Annotated in this window: 18 protein-coding genes and 2 tRNA genes; 6 read left to right on the forward strand and 14 right to left on the reverse strand. The window is 72.2% G+C overall.

Features of this window, described 5'->3' with window-relative positions; all coding sequences use genetic code 11:
* The first annotated feature begins 7 nt into the window (after positions 1–7).
* Positions 8–916, forward strand: a complete 909-nt coding sequence (locus ACWD01_RS17780; protein WP_451162758.1) for a transporter substrate-binding domain-containing protein — start codon at positions 8–10, stop codon at positions 914–916.
* A 116-nt stretch (positions 917–1032) separates the two neighbouring features.
* Here the strand turns inward: ACWD01_RS17780 and ACWD01_RS17785 are convergent, their stop codons facing one another.
* Together ACWD01_RS17785 and ACWD01_RS17790 are read right to left on the reverse strand one after the other, a co-directional pair.
* Positions 1033–1731, reverse strand: coding sequence for a GNAT family N-acetyltransferase (locus ACWD01_RS17785; protein ID WP_451162760.1), 699 nt, complete (start codon positions 1729–1731; stop codon positions 1033–1035).
* 118 nt (positions 1732–1849) lie between these two features.
* A tRNA-Pro gene (locus tag ACWD01_RS17790) sits at positions 1850–1923 on the reverse strand.
* A gap of 162 nt (positions 1924–2085) precedes the next feature.
* Here ACWD01_RS17790 and ACWD01_RS17795 point away from each other — a divergent pair.
* Entirely contained in the window at positions 2086–2559 is a 474-nt protein-coding gene (locus tag ACWD01_RS17795) for a DUF309 domain-containing protein (RefSeq protein ID WP_451162762.1), read from the forward strand.
* A gap of 239 nt (positions 2560–2798) precedes the next feature.
* Positions 2799–3599, forward strand: a complete 801-nt coding sequence (locus ACWD01_RS17800) for a tetratricopeptide repeat protein (protein WP_451162764.1) — start codon at positions 2799–2801, stop codon at positions 3597–3599.
* Here the strand turns inward: ACWD01_RS17800 and ACWD01_RS17805 are convergent, their stop codons facing one another.
* On the reverse strand, positions 3600–3998 hold the full coding sequence (locus tag ACWD01_RS17805) for a DUF488 domain-containing protein (RefSeq protein ID WP_451162766.1): 399 nt from the start codon (positions 3996–3998) through the stop codon (positions 3600–3602). It abuts the gene before it with no gap.
* A 208-nt stretch (positions 3999–4206) separates the two neighbouring features.
* Between ACWD01_RS17805 and ACWD01_RS17810 the strand changes: the two genes are divergently transcribed.
* On the forward strand, positions 4207–6630 hold the full coding sequence (locus tag ACWD01_RS17810; RefSeq protein ID WP_451162875.1) for a SpoIIE family protein phosphatase: 2424 nt from the start codon (positions 4207–4209) through the stop codon (positions 6628–6630).
* Positions 6631–6693: 63 nt separating this feature from the next.
* Here ACWD01_RS17810 and ACWD01_RS17815 read toward each other — a convergent pair whose 3' ends face one another.
* Together ACWD01_RS17815 and ACWD01_RS17820 are read right to left on the reverse strand one after the other, a co-directional pair.
* Positions 6694–8139 carry a glyceraldehyde-3-phosphate dehydrogenase gene (locus tag ACWD01_RS17815; protein ID WP_451162768.1) on the reverse strand — a complete coding sequence of 482 codons (1446 nt, stop codon included), beginning with the start codon at positions 8137–8139 and terminating at the stop codon, positions 6694–6696.
* A gap of 190 nt (positions 8140–8329) precedes the next feature.
* Positions 8330–8403, reverse strand: a tRNA-Pro gene (locus tag ACWD01_RS17820).
* A 248-nt stretch (positions 8404–8651) separates the two neighbouring features.
* Here ACWD01_RS17820 and ACWD01_RS17825 point away from each other — a divergent pair.
* Both ACWD01_RS17825 and ACWD01_RS17830 read left to right on the forward strand, forming a co-directional pair.
* Positions 8652–9302, forward strand: coding sequence for a transketolase (locus ACWD01_RS17825; protein WP_451162877.1), 651 nt, complete (start codon positions 8652–8654; stop codon positions 9300–9302).
* A gap of 81 nt (positions 9303–9383) precedes the next feature.
* The gene (locus ACWD01_RS17830; protein WP_451162770.1) at positions 9384–10271 is read left to right on the forward strand and encodes a transketolase family protein; all 888 of its coding nucleotides are present in this window, start codon (positions 9384–9386) and stop codon (positions 10269–10271) included.
* A gap of 40 nt (positions 10272–10311) precedes the next feature.
* Here the strand turns inward: ACWD01_RS17830 and ACWD01_RS17835 are convergent, their stop codons facing one another.
* From ACWD01_RS17835 to ACWD01_RS17875, 9 genes are all read right to left on the reverse strand, one after another.
* Positions 10312–11085, reverse strand: coding sequence for a L,D-transpeptidase family protein (locus tag ACWD01_RS17835; RefSeq protein WP_451162772.1), 774 nt, complete (start codon positions 11083–11085; stop codon positions 10312–10314).
* A gap of 167 nt (positions 11086–11252) precedes the next feature.
* Entirely contained in the window at positions 11253–11618 is a 366-nt protein-coding gene (locus ACWD01_RS17840; RefSeq protein WP_451162774.1) for an MmcQ/YjbR family DNA-binding protein, read from the reverse strand.
* 88 nt (positions 11619–11706) lie between these two features.
* Positions 11707–12273 carry a GAF domain-containing protein gene (locus ACWD01_RS17845; RefSeq protein WP_451162776.1) on the reverse strand — a complete coding sequence of 189 codons (567 nt, stop codon included), beginning with the start codon at positions 12271–12273 and terminating at the stop codon, positions 11707–11709.
* The gene (locus ACWD01_RS17850; protein WP_451162778.1) at positions 12270–12905 is read right to left on the reverse strand and encodes a GTP-binding protein; all 636 of its coding nucleotides are present in this window, start codon (positions 12903–12905) and stop codon (positions 12270–12272) included. The genes ACWD01_RS17845 and ACWD01_RS17850 overlap by 4 nt, the downstream gene beginning before the upstream one ends.
* On the reverse strand, positions 12883–13254 hold the full coding sequence (locus ACWD01_RS17855) for a DUF742 domain-containing protein (RefSeq protein ID WP_451162780.1): 372 nt from the start codon (positions 13252–13254) through the stop codon (positions 12883–12885). Before ACWD01_RS17855 ends, ACWD01_RS17850 begins: the two co-directional genes overlap by 23 nt.
* A 2-nt stretch (positions 13255–13256) precedes the next feature.
* Positions 13257–13691 carry a roadblock/LC7 domain-containing protein gene (locus tag ACWD01_RS17860; RefSeq protein ID WP_451162782.1) on the reverse strand — a complete coding sequence of 145 codons (435 nt, stop codon included), beginning with the start codon at positions 13689–13691 and terminating at the stop codon, positions 13257–13259.
* A gap of 6 nt (positions 13692–13697) precedes the next feature.
* Positions 13698–15521: an ATP-binding protein gene (locus ACWD01_RS17865; protein ID WP_451162784.1), complete on the reverse strand. Its 1824-nt coding sequence runs from the start codon at positions 15519–15521 to the stop codon at positions 13698–13700.
* Between the two features lie 362 nt (positions 15522–15883).
* Positions 15884–17929 (reverse strand): beta-galactosidase, encoded by a 2046-nt coding sequence (locus ACWD01_RS17870; RefSeq protein WP_451162786.1) that lies wholly within the window; start codon positions 17927–17929, stop codon positions 15884–15886.
* 45 nt (positions 17930–17974) lie between these two features.
* Positions 17975–19312 carry an extracellular solute-binding protein gene (locus ACWD01_RS17875; RefSeq protein WP_451162788.1) on the reverse strand — a complete coding sequence of 446 codons (1338 nt, stop codon included), beginning with the start codon at positions 19310–19312 and terminating at the stop codon, positions 17975–17977.
* Positions 19313–19334: the final 22 nt, after the last annotated feature.

Genomic DNA, 19334 nt, shown 5'->3' on the forward strand with positions numbered 1-19334 from the left:
GGACACAGTGGCTGCCACCCCTGAATCCCGGCGCTCCGCCCCGCGGCTCCTCAGACGCGTCCTCGGGATCGCCGCGGCCGTGACCGTGCTGGTGAACCTCGCCTCCTGCTCCTCCGGCGAGCCGGCGCCCGAGTTCCTGGGCGTCAAACGGATCACGGTCGCGATGCACAACGACCTGCCCGGTGTGTCGTACTCGTCCAACTACGACCGGTCGGGACTGGACTTCCTGGTGCTCCAGCACATCCAGGAGGAGCTCGACGTCGCGTTCAGCGAACCCGTCGACGTCTCCTCGGGCGACCGGGTGACCCAACTCCTGGACCGCAAGGCCGACATGACGATCGCCTCGTTCTCCATCACGGCGGACCGGATGGACCTGATCGACTTCGTGGGCCCCTACCTCAAGACCCGGCAGGGTTTCCTCGTCGGCCCGCAGGGAGCCGACGTGGAACGCCTGTCCGACCTGCGCGGCAGCCGGATCTGCACCTGGCAGGGCACCACCTCGCAGGAGGCCCTCGACGGCATCAGGGAGACCGTCGGCGCGGACCCGGTCACCCACACCGACGCGTCCGACTGCATCGAGCAGCTCATCAGCGGCCAGGTACAGGCGGTCTCCACCGACCAGGCCATCCTCTACGGCTTCGCCCGGCAGCACGAGAAGGACGGCCTCCGGGTGGTCCCGGACGTGACGATAGGAGCACCTCAGTACTACGGCATCGGGCTCCCGAAGGGCCACGAGGAGGACTGTACCCGGCTCAAGACCTGGCTCAAGAAGCATGTGGGCACCAGCACGTGGATCAGGGACATAGAGACCTCCCTCCCCGCCCTCACGGAGCAGGACCGCGCCTGGATCAGCAGCCACAAACCCAACGGCGCGGAAATCGAGGCCCGCTCCTGCCGGAACAGCATCAGCCCGTGACCCGGCGCGGTCCGGGCCGGGTCCGGCCTGGGGCCGGGCCGGGCCTGGTGCGGGTGCGCACCGGCGGTCGCGCGCTCGGCGCGAAACCGGCGGGCCGGCCTGAGGGCCAGGGCCCGTTACGGTGTGCGGAAGCCGCGGAAGGTCACCGGCTTGCGGGTTTCGAAGCCGATGCGTTCGTAGAGGGCGATCGCCCGGGTGTTCGCCTCGGCGACGTGCAGGAAGGGGCGTTCGCCTCGGGCCACTATGCGTGCAACGAGCGCGCTCGCCAGGCGGGCGGCGTGGCCCTGGCCGCGGGACGCGGGGTCGGTGCAGACTGCGCTGATCTCGGTCCAGCCCGGAGGCCGGAGACGTTCGCCCGCCATGGCCACCAGCCTGCCGTGGTCACGGATGCCCAGATACGTGCCGAGTTCGTAGGTGCGCGGCCAGAACGGCCCCGGCTGAGCCCGGGCCACGAGGTCGAGCATCTCGGGCACATCGTCCGCGCCCAGTTCGACCACGCCGGCGTCGTCACGAGGATCGGCCGGGTGCCCGCTGTCCGGCCAGATCATCTGGCGGCCTTCGAGCACGAAGACCGGCTCCCACTCCGACGGCGGCGTCGCCGGGCAGCTGAACATGTCGGCGAACGCGCCCGGGCCGAGGAGCCGGGCGAGGTCGGTCCACTCCGCCGGATCCGGATCGGCGGAGACCGCGGCGAAGGTCGCGACGTCCGCCATATAGGTGGCGGCCCGGCCGACTTGGCGGGCGAGATGGGCGTGATGACCGCGCAAGGACTCGCGTACCGGCTCGTCGAGTGCGACGACGTCGCGGTTCACCATCGTGCTGTCCCTCTCGTGATGTTGCGTGAACGGCCGACCGACCGGCTGACCCCCGAGAATGACCAAAGGCCGTATCGGATTGACTCCGATACGACCTCTGGCCTGCGACTCCGCAGAGTCGGGACGACAGGATTTGAACCTGCGACCCCTTGACCCCCAGTCAAGTGCGCTACCAAGCTGCGCCACGTCCCGATGCGCCGTCCGGCCGATTTCCCGGCCCGAGCGCGCAAGAGAACATTACCTCACTCCGCAGGCCCGCCGAACGCCCGGCCCGGCCGACGCGGCCCGCGTCGCCGCAGGTACTCCGCCGTGGCCCGCCATCGCCGGCCGGTGCGGAGGAGGGACACTTGCTGCATGGACAAGGCACGCAGAGACCGCGACGCCGAGGGCCGCGCCCGCAACGCCCGCCCCCGGGACGGCCTGGGCCGTCCCCTCCCCCACGGCGCGCCCGGCGTGGAGCGCCAGCCGGAGGGGTTGGTGCGCACGCCCGCCGAGACGCTCTCCGAGGCACAGCGGCTGCTCGACGCGGGTATGCCGTTCCACGCGCACGAGGTGTTCGAGGACGCCTGGAAGTCCGGCCCCGAGGAGGAACGCGAGCTGTGGCGGGGCCTGGCGCAGCTCGCGGTGGGTCTCACCCACGCCGCGCGCGGCAACACCACGGGCGGCGCCCGGCTGCTGCTGCGCGGCGCAGAGCGCATCGTGGACTTCCCGGGCCCGCACGGCATCGACGTGCCGGGGCTGAGCCACTGGGCCAGGGAACTCGCGGAGCGGATGACCGGCCCGGTGGATCCGGCCGCGGAGGCGCCGCGGCTGACGGGCCGGACCTGACGGGACGCCGCGCACCGGCTCAGCAGCCGCTGCGGGACGTGAAGTCCCTGGCGCTACGCACCACTTCGCGTACGTCCTCGTCGAAGGCGCCGCGCCTGCGGCGGACCGGATCGCCCCAAGCCCCGGGGCCCTTGCCTTCGTTACCAGCCCGAACTTTCCTGGCCAGGCGTCTTCACCTAGCCTCACCCGCTGTGAAGATCGCACGGATGATACGGGGCCGCTCACGGCAAGCGGCCGCCTTGGAGGGCCTCCATCGGCTGTGGAAGGAGGGCCGGTACGAGGAGGTCGAGGCCGGGGCCAGAGCGCTCGAGGCGGAGTCGGGGCGTCTGCGCAAACGAGGCCGGAGGACCGCGGTGGCATGGCATGCCAAGGCCCTGGCCACGGCGGCGGCCTGTGTCCAGGGGCGCGGGCCGCAGGTGCGGGACGAGCTGGAGACCCTCATGACCGAGCTGAAGGACCTGACCGGGAGCGGGCGGGCGCTCCTGCTGATGGTCCGGAGCAACCACATGCTGGCCCTCAACAGTGAGGGGCGCTACGGCGAGGCGGAGGCCGAGGGGCTGGACATACTGCGCGGCCTGGCCCGCCTCAAACATCTGACGCCGGTGTGGAACATCGAGTTGTGCGTGCTGGACAACCTGGTCGACGCCCTGTGCGGGCAGTCCCGCTACGAGGAGGCCGAGGCCGTCGCCCGGGGGAACCTGCCCCGGGCCGAAGGGGCCACGGCCGCCGCTCTGCACCGCGGTCTGGTGCACAGCCTGAACGGGCAGGGGCGCCACCAGGACGCGCTCACCGAGGCGCGCCGGCTCGCCCCGCACCGGGACCGGAGCCTGGCCGGGAGCCTGTACATGGAAACGGCCGCCGCCCTGCACGGTCTGGGCCACCGGAGCGAGGCGGAAGCGGCGGCCCGCGGGGCGCTGACCGACTGCGAGCGGCATCTGCACCCGGACCATCCCCGCATCGGGGAGGCCCGCGCGCTGCTCGCCCGCATCACGGCGGACGAACCGCCGGCGCCGGCAGCCGAAGAGGCCGTGCACGGCTGATCATTTCCGGGGCCGCCCGGCATGGCCCCGGGGAGCTGCCTGGAGGAGGCTCCGGAGCACAGCGGCATGGCTGCGGTCGGGCTCCTTGGCCGCAGTCAGCAGCGTCAGCGGGCCTTCGGCGGCCAGGGCGCGCAGCCGGCTCAGGGCCTCCGCCGCGGCGGTGTCCGCGAGCTCCGCCTCGTAGCGCCGGCGGAACTCCTCGTACTCGCCGTCCGGGCCGTGGTACCAGCGCCGGAGCTCCGTCGACGGGGTCACCGACTTGGGCCACTCGTCGACCCGCGCCTCGTCCTTGCTCAGGCCACGCGGCCAGAGCCGGTCGACGAGGACGCGAACCCCGTCGTCCGGGTCCGGCGCCTCGTAGACCCTGCGGAGCCTCACCTTGCCGCTGCCTCGCTGCATGCCCCCCAGCGTCACAGGCCGAAGGCGTGAGTGCGACCGGGCTCACGCCCGGAACCGGGCTGTCCGGCGGCAGTCCGCCCTTCGCCGTGGGCGCGCCCCGCGCCACCGCCTCACGATCAATGTCGTCTCCTGACTAGCTCCCACCACGTGAACAACGGCAGCATGGGAGCAGCGCGGTACCTGACCGCGTACGGAGGCGGTGCGCGCATTGACACGGGCGAACTTTGCGTTCTGCGGGGCCGAGCTGGCCGCTGTCTACGTGCTCACGGAGAGTGGTGACGAGCTGCGGCTCGCCGAGGTGGTCGGCGACCGCGGCGGGTCGTACGGGCTGCCGTCCGTGGTGTCGCTGGGCGGCCGCTCCCCCGCCACGGACGCCTACCGGGCCGCCCGGCCGCTGTGGCTGAGCGCGGCGGAGCTGGCCGCGTACCTCTCGGCCGACGCCCGCGGGGTGTCGCCCGTCGGAGCCGGGACGCTGCCCGCCAAGTTCTCGCTCGGCGCGCTGCCGCTGGGCCACGGCACCACCCAGCTCGGCTGCCTCATCGTGGCCGGTGAGACGGCGGACGGCTTCGACGCCGACCGCCGCAGTCTCCTGGAGCTCTACGCCGATCAGGTGACGGCCGGACTGGAGTCCGTACCGGCCCGGATCGCGGGCCGGACGGCCCCGCGGGCGCACCCGGGGCCGACGCTGGTGCCGCTCCACAGCGGGGCGTTCACCCTGACGCTGGACACCGGGGAGATGGAGGCGGACGCTCGGGTGCTGGAGCTGCTGGGCATCGCGCAGGAGGACTTCGACGGGCGGGTGGAGACCCTGCTCGCCTGCGCCGTACCGGACGACATCCCGGCGCTGATGGCCGTGGTCGAGCCTGGCCGGCTTTCTTCCTCCTCGGGCGAGCAGCTGGCGTTCCGCATCCGCCGGCCAGGCGGCGAGCTGCGCTGGCTGGGCCTGCGCTGCCGCCTGCGGTTCGGTGCCGACGGCGCGCCGGAGCGGGTGCTCGGGGTGGTCGCCGACGCCGTGTACCTGCGCCCGACGGACGACGAGGTCGCCGTCGTGCAGGGGCTCTCGGCACGGCTGGCGGGGGCGACGACGGTCCGGGACGTCAGCCGTACGGTCGTCGAGACCCTGCGCCAGCCGCTGGCCGCCAGCCGGATCGCCGTCGCGGAGGTGGAGGCCGACCGGCTGCTGGTCACCGTGCTGGATCCGCCGGACCCGGACGCGTGGCCGGGCGTGTGGCAGACGGAGTGGCGGTCCGAGTGGCCGGACGCGTCGTGCCACGCGCTGCCCACCCTGGAGAGGGCGCTGCGGGACGGCCATATGAGCCTGTGGCCGCCGGGAGCCGATCTGGAGCCCGGCCTCATCGGTATCGGGCCTGGCGGGCTGGCGGTCGTACCGCTGCCGGCGGACGGGCGCCTGGTCGGGGTGTGCCTGGTCGGCTGGGACGCGGCGCACGAGTTCGCCCCGGAGGAGCGGTCGCTGCTGACGGCGGTAGCGGGCCTGGTCGGCAGCGCGCTGCGGCGCGCGCACGCCCTGGACGCGGGACACGAGCTGGCCAGGATGCTCCAGCGCAGCCTCCTGCCCCGCAAACTCCCGCTCCTGTCGGGAGGGGTCGCCGTGGCCCGCTATCTGCCCGCGACGGCCGGCCTGGAGGTGGGCGGCGACTGGTACGACGTGATTCCGCTCGCCGACTCGCATGTGGCACTCGTCATCGGCGACGTCCAGGGCCACAGCGCCGCGGCGGCCACCATCATGGGCCAGATGCGCACGGCGGTACGGGCCTACGCGGTGGAGGGCCATCCCCCGGACGTGGTGGTCTCGCGCGCCAACCGGCTGCTCGTCGGCATGGAGACGGATCTCTTCGCGACCTGCCTGTACGTGGACCTGGACATGGAGGAGGGCATCGCCATCTTCGTGCGCGCCGGGCATCTGCAGCCGCTGCTGCGGCACCCGGACGGCACGACCGAGGAACTGGCCGTCGACGGCGGGCCGCCGCTGGGGGTGCTGGCGGAGGCTGAGTTCTCCATGACCGAGGCCGGTCTGCTGCCCGGCACCCTGCTCACCCTGGTCACCGACGGCCTGGTGGAGTCCGCCCATCTCCCGCTGGAGGAGGGCATCCGGCGGGCGAACGAGGCGCTCGCCGCGGCCGACCCGTCCGACATCGGCCGGGTCGCCGACGAACTCCTCGGCACCGTGACCGGACGCGACGACGACGTCGCGGTGCTGCTGCTGCGCTACGACGGGACCCGGGTGCGTCCGCTGCGGACCCACTGGACGGTGTGGCGGCTGACCAACGCCGTGCTGCACGCCCGCCGCTTCACCGCGCGCACACTGCGTTCCTGGGGTCTGACCCACGAGATCGACATGGCACTGCTGGTGGTGTCCGAGCTGGTCACCAACGCCATCGCGCACACGCAAGGTGAGGTGGACCTCGACCTGACCCTGTCGTCGGACCGGCTGCGGATCGCCGTGAACGACACCTCGCCCCGCTCCCCCGTCAAACCGGCGAACGTCGACTGGGAGGCGACGGGCGGCCGGGGCCTGCTGATCGTCGAGGCGACGACGGCGGCGTGGGGCTCGCTGCCCCTCAGTGGCGGCAAGCAGGTGTGGGCCGAGATCGAGGTGGGCGGGCAGGGCTGACCGTACGCCACCGGCCGCCCACCTGCGGTGGGCGGCCGGGACGACACCGGAACGGTCGGCGGATCAAACCGCCGGGGCCGGGAAGGTGGGGTACTCCACCCCGGAGACGTGCTGGACGACCCGGATGACCTGGCACGAGTAGCCGAACTCGTTGTCGTACCAGAGGTAGAGGATCGCGTTGTCGCCGTCGACCTTGGTGGCGCCGGCGTCGACGATCGAGGCGTGGCGCGAGCCGATGAAGTCGTTCGACACGGCGTCGGGGGCGTTGGTGAAGTCGATCTGGCGGCGCAGCGGAGAGGTCAGCGAGACCTCGCGGAGGTGATCGAGGACCTCCTCGCGGGTGGTCTCGCGGCCGAGGCGCAGGCTGAGGATCGCGATCGAGACGTCCGGGACGGGGACGCGGATCGAGCTGCCGGTGATCGGCGCCTTCAGGTCGGGCAGCGCCTTGGCGACGGCGGAGGCGGCGCCGGTCTCGGTGATGACCATGTTGAGCGGCGCGGAGCGGCCGCGGCGGTCGGCCTTGTGGTAATTGTCCAGCAGGTTCTGGTCGTTGGTGAACGAGTGGACCGTCTCGACGTGGCCGCGCAGGACGCCGTACTCGTCGGCCATCGCCTTCAGCGGCGGGACGATCGCGTTGGTGGTGCAGGAGGCGCAGGACAGGATGCGCTCGCCCGGCTTGATCGTGTCGTGGTTGACGCCGTGCACGATGTTCGGGACGTCGCCCTTGCCCGGGGCGGTCAGGACGACCTTGTCGATACCGGGGCGCAGGTGCTCGGACAGGCCCTCGCGGTCGCGCCACTTGCCGGTGTTGTCGATGAGGATGGCGTCCTTGATGCCGTACGCCGTGTAGTCGATCTCCGACGGGTCTCCCGCGTAGATGACCTTGATCTCGTTGCCGTTGGCGATGATCGTGCTGTTCGCCTCGTCGACGGTGATCGTGCCCTGGAACTGGCCGTGGATGGAGTCACGGCGCAGCAGCGAGGCCCGCTTCACGAGGTCCTGTTCGCCGCCGCCGCGGACGACGACGGCGCGCAGCCGCAGGCCGTTTCCGGAGCCGGCCTTCTCGATGAGGAGGCGGGCGACGAGGCGGCCGATGCGGCCGAAGCCGTAGAGGACGACGTCGCGGCCCTCGCGGCACTCGATCTTGTTCTCGCCGGTGGCGCCCGCGACGGCCTGGGCGGTGAACGCCTCCACCGTCAGACCGCGGTCGTCGGCCCGGTACGTCTCGGCGAGCATGCCGATGTCGATCTGGGAGGGGCCGAGATCGAGCGTGGTGAGGGCCTGGAGGAACGGCATCGTCTCGGTGACCGAGAGCTCCTCGCCGGCTATCTGCCGGGCGAAGCGGTGGGTCTTGAGGATGCTGACCACCGACTTGTTCACCAAGGAGCGGCTGTGCAGCAGGACCGTGACGTCCCGCTCCCGGTGCAGCTTCCCGATGATCGGGATCATCGACTCCGCGATCTCCTCGCGGTTCTTCCAGTTGGTGAACGAGTCGTCTTTGACAGTCACAGGTTTATCTTTCGAGCTAGGCGGTGCTCATATGCTAGCCGTACCGGATTCGGGCTCATCCAGCGGTGCGGTCTGTACGAATCGCCCCGTTCGCCCCGTCGCCGGGCACGGCGGCCACGCCGTCCGGGCATGAAAAAAGGCCGCTCTCCCATTGGATGAGAGAACGGCCTACGACCCGCCAGAAGCAGAGTCGGGACGACAGGATTTGAACCTGCGACCCCTTGACCCCCAGTCAAGTGCGCTACCAAGCTGCGCCACGTCCCGGTGCCCGCTGACCTGGGGTTTCCCCCGGCCGAACGTGCACGAGAAGAATACCGCACTCGGACCGCTGGTCACGAACCCGTATTGCGCGGACCGACACGCTTGACCTCAAGCAAACTTGAGGTTGCACGGTGGTGGGCATGACGACAACGGCATCCACCACCGCATCCGTCCGCACGTCCACCACCGTGTCCGGCACCGTGTCCGTCCGGCGCCCGGCGCCCGTCGACTTCGGCGATCTCGACCGGCTCATGTCCCTGATGACCGGCGACGAGAAGCACGGACCGGCCGCCACGTCCACGCTCGACGCCCTCTGGGTCCTGTACGACCGCGTCCTGCGCGTCACGCCCGAGACCGCCGACGCTCCGGACCGGGACCGGTTCCTCCTCTCCAAGGGGCACGGCCCCATGGCGTACTACGCGGTCCTCGCCGCCAAGGGCTTCTTCCCGCAGGAGTGGCTGCCCGGCTTCGGCTCGTACGACTCGCCGCTCGGCCACCACCCCGACCGGGTCCTCGTGCCCGGCGCCGAGATCGGCAGCGGCTCGCTCGGCCACGGCCTGCCGCTGGCCGTCGGCTCCGTCCTCGGCCTGCGCGCCCAGGAGCTGCCGGACCCGCGGGTCTGGGTCCTGATCGGCGACGCCGAACTGGACGAGGGAAGCAACCACGAGGCCATCGCCTACGCGGGCCCGGCCGGCCTGGAGCAGCTCCACACGCTCGTCGTCGACAACTCGTCCGCGACGCACGGCTGGCCCGGCGGCATCGCCTCCCGCTTCGAGGCGGCCGGCTGGTCGGCGCAGGCGGTCGACGGCAGGGACCACGAGGCGCTGTACGCCGCGTTCACCGCGCCGCACCCGGGGCGGCCGCGGGCGGTCGTCGCCCGTGTCGAACCGAAGAGCGCCTGACCGACGGCCCCCTTCGTCGCATCTTTCACCGCGCCATTCATCGCGCCATTCATCGCGCCGCCGCAGAGGAGACTTCCGACCATGGACACCATGCGTGACCGTTTCATCGCCACCACCTCCCGCCTGCTCGACGAGGACCCCCGCCTCGCCCTCGTCCTCGCCGAGATCAGCGCCGCCGGTTTCGAGCAGGCGCACCGGCGCCACCCGGACCGGGTGGTCAACGTGGGCATCCGCGAGCAGCTGCTGATCGGCGCCGGTGGCGGCATGGCCCTCACCGGGATGCGGCCGATCATGCACACGTTCGCCAGCTTTCTCGTGGAGCGGCCGTTCGAGCAGGTGAAGCTCGACTTCGGCCACCAGAACACCGGCGGGGTGCTGGTGAGCGCCGGCGCCTCGTACGACTGGCCGGCCGGCGGCTTCACCCACATGTCGCCGGGGGACGTGGCCCTGCTGGACACCCTGGACGGGTGGACGGTCCATGTGCCCGGCCACCCGGACGAGGCGGAGGCGCTGCTGCGGCACGCGGCCGCCGGCGACGACCGGGTGTACGTGCGCCTGTCGCTGCAGAGCAACGCCGAGGCCCGGCCGGTCACGGGCGACGGGTTCCTCACCGTGCGCGAAGGACGCGGCGGCGTCGTGATCGCGGTCGGGCCGATGCTGGACAACGTCCTCGCGGCGACCGAGGGGCTCGACGTGACCGTGCTGTACGCGACGACCGTGCGCCCCTTCGACGGGGCCGCCGTCCGCGCCGCCGTGGGCGGCCGGGCGGACGTGGTGATCGTCGAGCCGTATCTGGAGGGCACGTCGACCACGGCCGCGAACGACGCCCTGGCGGACGTGCCGCACCGGGTGCTGGGGCTCGGGGTGGCACGGCGGGAGCTGCGCCGTTACGGCGCGATCGACGAGCACCTCGCGGCGCACGGACTGGACCCGGCGTCCCTGCGGGCGCGCATCTCCGCGTTCCTGTGACGGGCGCGGGGACGGGAAGCGGCTCAGGGGCGCCGGGCGGTCACTTCCGGAGCTCGGGGGCTGGTCCCATCACGACGACCGGCCGCTTGCCGGGGTCGAGCAGCCGGAGCAGTTCGCGCATCCGCTCCCTCGGCAGCGAGATACACCCCTGGGTGGGCCCCTCGTGGTCCACGTGGATCCACAGCCCGCTGCCCTTCTCGGGGCCGAGCGGCCGCTCCTTGTCGAGCGGGCTGGTCCCCGGGACCCGGTTGTAGTCGATGGCGATCACGTAGTCGAAGGACCCTTCGAGGGGCTCCCCGAGGAATCCGGTCCCCGGGGCGACGAACTCCTCGTCCTGGTCGTACGGCAGCCGGGTCCCGGGGTCCGGTTCGAGTCCGCCGGCGTCGCCGAGGCCGAAGACCCCGATGGGGGTACGCAGATCACCGGCGTTGTGGTCGTGGGTCCAGCCCCGCAGGGCGTTGTGGGCGGGCCAGGGGCCGGCGACGCGCCGCCAGTCGTCTCCCTTCCCGCTCTCACTCCCGTTCTCGTAGAGCGTGGTCTCCGCGACGTTGGTGTCGGCCGTACCGCCGGACACGACCAGGGCCTGACGGGTGCCGCCGGGGATGCGGGAGCGGAAGTCCGGGCCGAGGCCGGGGATGTGACGGGCCGACGGCTTGTGCGGTCCGGGGCCGGCGTGCCTGGCGGGGCTCTTCGCGGGCGCCTGAGTCGCGGGGGATGCGGGCGACACGGACGAGGTGTCCGTACAGCTGGTGAGAAGCAGTGCGGCGCAGACCGCCGCGGCCAGCGTGCTCCCGGCGCTCTTGGTGACGGGCATGGGTGGGGGTCCTCCCGGCGTCGTGGAACGGCGCCGCAATCCGTACCCGGTCCGCGCGGGAAGTGGTTGCCCCGGGCGCGCACTCACCCGACCGTGGCACCGGCCGCGCGGCCATCCGGCCCGCCGGGCACCCGGACCGGCCCGCCTCCAGCGCGGAGACGGGCGTGTCACGGCGGCGGCGGGGCCAGCTCCGGGTGGGCGTCGAGCAGTTTGCGGGGAGCGGCCTGGCGCCACGAGTCGAGCAGGATCGCCCGCAGTTCGTCGTCGTCCTCCAGCGCTTCGAGGCGCACGCGCACCCAGGCGTAGTGGTCGTCGTGTCCGCCGCGGAGGAAGAACTTGTCCGGCTCGGCGGCGGTCAGCTCCTCGCGTTCCTCCTTCGGGCACTTCACGCCCATCACGCGGTCGTCGTCGTCCAGCGACGCGAAGACCAGGCCGCGGTCCTGCAGCCGGAAGGTGGGCATGCCCCAGGCGAGCTTCTCGATCGCCCCCGGGAGCGACAGCGCGATCCTGCGTACGTCATCGGCGGTGGCCATGGCACCACCGTAAACGCCGGCGCTGACAACGCCCGCCGGCGTCCGAGTCGCCCCGCGCTTGCGCGGCCCCGACGGGGGCCGCAGGGCCTCAGATGCGGCCGTCCTCCCGGCGGTGGATCTGCTCGACCAGTTCCGCCGCGAGCGACTTGATCGTCTCGAGCCCGGGCCTGCCCCAGGGCCTCGGCCGGGTGTCGAACACGCAGACGGTGCCCAGCGCGATGCCCGTACGGTCGATCAGCGGCGCCCCGAGGTAGGAGCGGATGCCGATCTCGTCGACGACCGGGTTGCCCGCGAAGCGCGGGTAGTCGCACACGTCCTCCAGGACCAGCGCCTTGCGGCGCACCACCACATGAGGGCAGTAGCCGTGGTCTCGCGCCATGAACCGGCTGATCTCCTCGCCCCTCGGCGCGGCGCCCGTATCGGTGCCGCGCCGGGCCCATGACGGATGCAGTCCGGCGAAGAACTGACGCTTCTCGTCGATGAAGTTGACCATCGAGTACGGAGCTCCGGTCACCTCGGCGAGGTTCCGCGCGAAGTCGTCGAAGGCCGCGTCGGGCCGCTCGCCGAGGCCGAGCCGGCGCAGGCGCTCGACCCGGGCGGGGGCTTCGCGGTCGACCGGCGTCAGCAGCAGATGGCCGGTGGGGTCGTACGTCATGTCGGTGCTCCATGGCTCGGTGCCGGGCCCGGCACGACGGCGGTGGTGGTGGTGAGCAGGTGCTGGACCAGCGTGACCAGGGTCCCGATGCCGGAGCTCGCGGCCCGCGCGTCGCACAGCACGATCGGCACCGCGGGTTCGAGACCGATCGCGGCCCGCACCTCGTCCGGTTCGTAGCGGTAGGCGCCCTCGAACTCGTTGACGGCGACGACGAATCCGATGCCGCGCCGCTCGAAGAAGTCGACGGCGGAGAACGAGGCCTCCAGCCTTCGGGTGTCGGCGAGCACGACGGCGCCCAGAGCACCCGTCGACAGCTCGTCCCACATGAACCAGAACCGCTCCTGCCCGGGCGTGCCGAAGAGGTAGAGCACATGGCGGGCGTCGAGGGTGATCCGCCCGAAGTCCATGGCGACGGTGGTCGTGGTCTTGGACTCGACGCCTTCGAGGCTGTCGGTCGCCGCGCTGACCTGGGTGAGCACCTCTTCGGTACTGAGGGGGTCGATCTCGCTGACCGCTCCGACGAAGGTCGTCTTGCCCACCCCGAAGCCCCCCGCTATGAGGACCTTGAGCGCGGTGGGGAACCGGTCGTCGCCCCCGGCGCCGTAGCGGTCAGAGCCGTCGTCGTAGGCCATCGAGCACCGCCTCCAGCAGTGAACGGTCCGTGGGTGTGTCGTGGCCGCGCGGCGCGCGCGCCGTGACGGCGCCGCAGTCGACCAGGTCGGAGAGGAGCACCTTGGTGACGGCGGCCGGAAGGCGCAGTTGGGCGGCGATCTCGGCCACCGACACCGGTCCGTGGCACAGGCCGAGGGCCGTGGTGTGCTCCGGGCCGAGATGCGCCTGCGGCGCCGCCCCGGTCGCCGTCACCATGGAGAGCAGGTCCAGCGCGGCCGTCGGACGGGTCCGGCCGCCGCTCACGGTGTACGGGCGGATCAGCCGGCCCGCCGCGTCGTCCAGGAGCGGCCCGTCCAGGGGCGAGGGCATGGTCACCGTCCTGCGGCGCCCGGGGCTCCCGCGGCCGCTCTGGCGGGGGTGGCGAGATACGGGCGCACGCTCTTGACCAGCATGGCCATCTCGTAGCCCAGTACGGCGGCGTCGGCCTCCCGTCCGGCGAGCACGGCGAGACAGGAGCCGGAGCCGGCCGTGGTGACGAACAGCAGCGTGGAGTCGAGCTCGACCACGACCTGGCGCACCTCTCCCCCGTCGCTGAAGCGCGTGCCGGCGCTGCGGCCCAGGGAGTAGAGGCCGGAGGCCAGGGCGGCCATGTGGTCCGCCCTGTCGCTGTCCAGGCCGTGCACCGACTTCACCAGTCCGTCGGAGGAGAGCAGTACCGCACTGCGGGTGTACGGGACACGCTGGACCAGACCGCTCAACAGCCAGTCGAGGTCCGAGACATGGCCGGTCGGCACATCGCTCGCCATGGCGTATTACTCCTTGGTGTGGTCGGTGTGCGGGGCGTCGGTCGGGCCGGCGGGCCGGGGCGCGCGCTCCGGCCGGGTCTCCGCGAGGTCGATGCCCCGCTGGAAGGCCGCCATCAGTCCGGGGTCGTGCAGGGCGGGCTCGTCGTCCCCGCGCGGGGCGGGCGTGTCCCGCAGCTGTGGGACGAGGTGCTCCTGGCTGCGGCGTCTGGGCAGTTGGGGTCGGCCGACGGTGCCGCGGACGACCTGTGGGGCGGGGCCCTGCGGCGCGGTACGGGCCTGCTCGGGATCTGGGTCGGGCGCGGAGACAGGAGCGGGGCCGGGGGCAGGCTCGTGCGGTGGATGGTCCGGGCCGGGGCCGGGCGCGCCGGGATACGGGCGTTCGAGGTGCTCGACCTGTACGGGCGGCGGCTCGGCGGGCGCACCGCCGACGGCCGGTTCGCGCTGCGCCGGCACGGGGCGGGGCCGGTCGGACTGTGCGGACCGGTCCGGCTGTGCGGAAGTGGGCAGCGTGGGCGGTGACATGGCCGCGAAGTGGGGCCCGGTGGTGGGCGCTTCAGGTGCGGCGGCGCTCGCGCTCTGCCCGGCCTCTTCCCGGTCGCCGCCGAGCAGCCCCTGCGGAAGGACGAGTACGGCCTGGACGCCTCCGTAGATGTTCGACTGGAGCCGTACGACGATGCCGTGGCGGCGGGCCAGCGCGGAGACGACGAACAGGCCGATCCTGGCGTCCTGGAGCAGATGGGCGACGTTGACCTGGTCGGGGTCGGCGAGCAGGGCGTTCATCCTGTCCTGCTCGGACAGCGGCATGCCCAGGCCCCGGTCCTCGACCTCGACGGCGAGGCCGGCGGTGACGTGCGTGGCGCGCAGCAGCACCTGGGTGTGCGGGGCGGAGAACAGCGTGGCGTTCTCGACGAGTTCCGCGAGGAGGTGGATCACGTCGGCGACCGCGTGTCCGCGCAGTGTGCCGTCGATCGGCGGCACGAGCTTGACCCTGGGGTACTGCTCGACCTCGGCGATCGCGGACCTGAGCACCTCCGTCATGGTGACCGGGTGGGACCACTGCCGCCGGGAGACGGCGCCGCCGAGGACTGCAAGATTTTCGGCGTGCCTGCGGATCCGGGTGGCGAGGTGGTCGACATGGAACAGGCCCTTGAGCAGCTCCGGGTCCTCGACGTCGTTCTCCAGGTCGTCGAGGAGCTGGATCTCACGGTGCACCAGGGACTGGAGCCGGCGGGCCAGATTGACGAAGACCTCGACCTTCTGCTCGTTGCCCACGCTGCTGGAGAGCCGGGACGCCTGCACCACGGCCGTCAGCGCGGTGTCGTGCGAGCGCACCAGCTCCTGGGCGAGCAGGTCGAACTCGTCCCCGCCACCCGGCGCCCGCTGCGGCGGCGCCGGGCGGGGCGGCGGGCCCTCGCCGCGCCGGAGCCTGTCGACGGCGGTACGCAGGTCGTTCTGGGCGCGGGCGGTGGTGCGGCGCAGCTCCGAGCAGCGGTCGAGCACGGACCTGGCCGTGCGTTCGGCGCCGCGTGCGGCGACGGCCACGGCAGCCAGGGCGACCCCAGCCGGCAGGATCAGCGCCACCCACAGGCCGGCGGACGGCCCGGGACCGGCGGCATGCACCGTGAGAGCGACGGCGATCACGCCGCTGAGGGCGGCGACCACGGTCGGCAGCACAGCGGTGCGCAGCAGGCGGGTTCGTATACGGGTTTCCGGCGGCGCGGCCGCGGACGGCGTCCGGCTCGCGGCCGCCAGGGCGCGGGAGCCCGGCCGGCCGTGACGTCCGCCCTCGCGGCGGTCGGACCGCGCGGCGGGTGCGCGTAGTTGAGACATCAGCGTCCTCGGTACGTGGGGCCCCAGGGATCGGCACAGTGCTGTCGGTCGGCGTCCGGCCGACGTCCGGTCGGCATGACTCCACGGCGGGCTCCGGGCACGCGGACGGGAACCCACCGTCGATCACCGGACACACACGGTAGCCGCGCGGGGAAGGCGTCCGACGGTCAGTTGTCGAAGTTCCCCGTCATTCGTCCCACTCCGGTATGAGGACTCGCACGGCAGCACGAATACGGAGGGTGAGGCCGTCGGCCCGGCGTACTTCCCCGACCGGCGGCGCACACGCGACCGGGCCGCGGCCTCTGAGTTACGAGGCCGCGGCCCGGTGTGCCGCAACGCGCGGCGGACGGACGGCGTGCGGGTCAGCCGGCGGGCTGCCGCAGTACGGTCACTCCGCGCGGGGCCACGGTGAGCGCGCCGGGGACGGCGGCCTCGCCGACCAGCACCTCGCCCGCCAGGCCCGGCACGGTCACCCGGTCGTCGGTGCGGTTGACCAGGAAGAGGTAGCGGCTGCCGGCGGCGGTGCGCACGGTGGCTTCGACGCGGCCACGGGCCTCCTCGGGCAGTTCGCTCTCCACTCCCGCCGGGGCGAGCAGCCGCGGCAGCAGCCGGGTGAGCCCGTCCCGGCCGAGGCGGGTGGAGACGTAACCGGCCGAACCGGCGCCGGTGGTGCGACGGGTGACGGCGGGGCGGCCGGCCTGCTCGCCGGCCGCGTAGCGGGCGAGCACCTCGGTGGCGGGGTCGGTGACGGCGAGGCGGTCGGTCCACAGGGTGCCGGTGGTGCCGTCGTCCAGGGCAACGCTCTCCCCGTCGGGCAGCGGACCGAACTCCTCCGCGCGGACGCCGAGAAGGTCCCGCAGCGCGCCGGGGTAGCCGCCGAGCCAGATGTGGTCGTTCTCGTCGACGATGCCCGAGAAGTAGGTGGTGACGAGGTGGCCGCCGTTCTCGGCGTACCGGGTGAGCCGCTTGGCCAGGGCCGCGGGCATCATGTGCAGGACCGGTGCGACGACGAGCCGGTACCCGTCGAGGTCGGTGTCCGCGGGGACGACGTCGGCACGGATGCCGAGGTCGAGGAGGGCGGAGTACCAGTCGAGGGCTTCCTGGTGGTAGCTGAGCCGCGAGGTGGGATGGGAGTCCTGTTCGCTCGCCCACCACGACTCCCAGTCGAAGAGGACCGCGGCCTGCGCCGGCTCCCGTACGGACCCGGCGACCGGGGTCAGTTCGCCGAGGGTCGTGCCGAGGTCCACGACGGAGCGGAAGACGTCGCTGTCGGCGCCGGCGTGCGGCACCATCGCGGAGTGGTACTTCTCCGCGCCGGCGGCGGACTGGCGCCACTGGAAGAAGCAGACGGCGTCGGCGCCGTGGGCCACGTGCAGCAGGGAGTCGCGGCCCAGCTCCCCCTTCTTCTTGGGCAGGTTGACGGGCTGCCAGTTGACCGCGCTGGTGGAGTGCTCCATCAGGAACCAGGGGCGGCCGCCGGAGATGCCGCTGGTGAGGTTGGCGGAGAAGGACAGCTCGTCGCGCGCCTGCGGGCCCGGGTGGGTGTAGTGGTCGTTGGAGACGAAGTCGATCTCGTCGGCCCAGTCGGCGTAGTTCATGCCCTTGATGCCGGGCATCACCATGAAGTTGGTGGTGACCGGGACGTCGGGGGTGAGCCGGCGCAGTACGTCGCGTTCCGCGCGCAGATACTCCTTCAGCGCGTCGGAGGAGAAGCGCTTGAAATCGAGCTGCTGCGTCGGGTTGGGGTGGGAGGCGGCCAGCCGGGGCGGCAGGATCTGCTCCCAGTCGCTGTAGCGCTGGGACCAGAAGGCGGTGCCCCAGGCGTTGTTGAGACCGTCGAGGGTTTCGTAGCGGCCGCGCAGCCAGTCCCGGAAGGCGCGGGCGGCGTCGTCGGAGTAGTCGTGGACGTTGTGGCAGCCGAGTTCGTTGGAGATGTGCCAGGCGACCAGGGCGGGGTGGTCCGCGTAGCGGGTCGCGAGGGCGGTCACCAGGCGCAGCGCGTGGGTGCGGAAGACGGGCGAGGTGGGCCGCCAGTGCTGGCGGGCGCCCGGCGAGAGCGTCTCCCCGGAGGCGGTGACGGGCAGCACGTCGGGGTGGGCGGTGGTGAGCCAGGGCGGCGGCGAGGCGGTGGCGGTGGCCAGGTCGACGCCGATGCCGTGGGCGTGCAGCAGGTCCATGACCTCGTCGAGCCAGCCGAAGTCCCACTGGTCCTCGGCCGGTTGGATTCGGGCCCAGGAGAAGATGGCGAGGGAGACGATGTTGACGCCGGCCTCGCGCATCAGCCGGACGTCCTCGTCCCATACCTTGCGCGGCCACTGGTCGGGGTTGTAGTCGGCGCCGTAGGCGATCCGGCGGGTGGGTTCACCGTCCGGCCCGGGGTGCCGCTGGGACAGGAGGGTGCTGATCATGATGGTCCTTCCGATGCGCCCGCGGGGGCGGGGGTGGCGTGCCGGCTACTTGTTGACGCTGAAGCCCTGCTCGGTGCCGTACTTGACGATGGCCTGCTTCCAGTTCCGCAGCCCGTCGGCCAGGGGTGTGCCGGAGACGTAGGCCTGGCCGGCGGTGTCGTTGAAGACCGAGTTGGCGTACGCCTGGTAGGGGAGGTAGGTCCAGTCGTCGGCGACCATGGCGGCGGACTCGGCGAATATCTTGTTGGCCTGCTGGCCGCCGAAGTACTCGAACTCGGTGTTCTGGAACTCCTCCGACTCCAGCTCCGCCCTGGTGGCGGGGAAGGCGCCCTCGGAGATGCGGGTCTTCACTCCCTCACCGGCGTTGGCGTACCGGACGAAGGCGTAGGCCAGGGCCTCGTTCTTGCCGGTCTCCGGCAGGGTGAGGGAGCTGCCGCCGTTCTCGGCGCTCGCCTTGCCGCCCGCCTTCCACTGGGGCAGCGGGGCGGCGCGCCAGTCGCCGGAGGCTCCCTTGACGCCGGAGGCGAAGTTGGCGGGCATCCAGGCGGCGGAGACCAGGGTGGCGATGGTGCCGTCGCCGAGGCCCTGGTACCACTCGTCCGTCCAGCCGGTGATGGGGGCGAGCAGGTCCTCGGAGATCAGCTTCTGCCAGGTCGCGGTGTACGTGGTGGTGGTCTGCTCGGAGAAGTCGACGGTGATGTCGCTCCCCTCGGTCTTGAAGGGGCGGGAGCCGGCCTGCCACAGCATGCTCGACGTCATCCCGGCGTCGCCGGTGTCGTTGGCGATGTAGACGTCCGGGTCGGCCTTGTGGAGTTTGCGGCCGGCTTCGACGTACTCGTCCCAGGTGGTCGGCACGTCGATGCCGTGCTTGTCGAAGACCTTCTTGTTGTAGAACAGCGCCATCGGCCCGGAGTCCATGGGCAGGCCATGCACGCCCTGCTCGGTGGCGACGGCGTTCCAGGGGCCGGGGGTGTACTTGCCGGCCAGGTCCTTCGCGCCGAAGGCGGACAGGTCGGTGAGGGACTTGCCCAGGGTGTACTGGCCCAGGGCGAAGTACTCGATCTGGGCGACGTCGGGCACGCCCTTGCCGGCGGAGACGGCGTTGCTCAGGGCGGTGTACGCGTCGTTGGAGGTACCGGGGTTGACGAGTTCGACCTTGACCTTCGGGTACTTCTTCCGGAAGTCGGCGGCGACCGACTTCAGCGTGGGCTCCCAGGCCCAGACCTTGATGGTGCCGCCCTTCTCCAGGGCCGCCTGGATGTCCTTCTCCGACAGGGCCTGCGGGCCCGAGGTGTCGGACGAGCCGCCGCAGGCGGTGGCCGGCAGGGCGAGGGCGCAGAGGAGGGCAGTGCCGCTCAGGGCGCGGCGGGTCTTCAGGGACATGAGGTGATTCCATTTCGTCGAG

This window comes from Streptomyces sp. NPDC002835 (assembly GCF_053591995.1).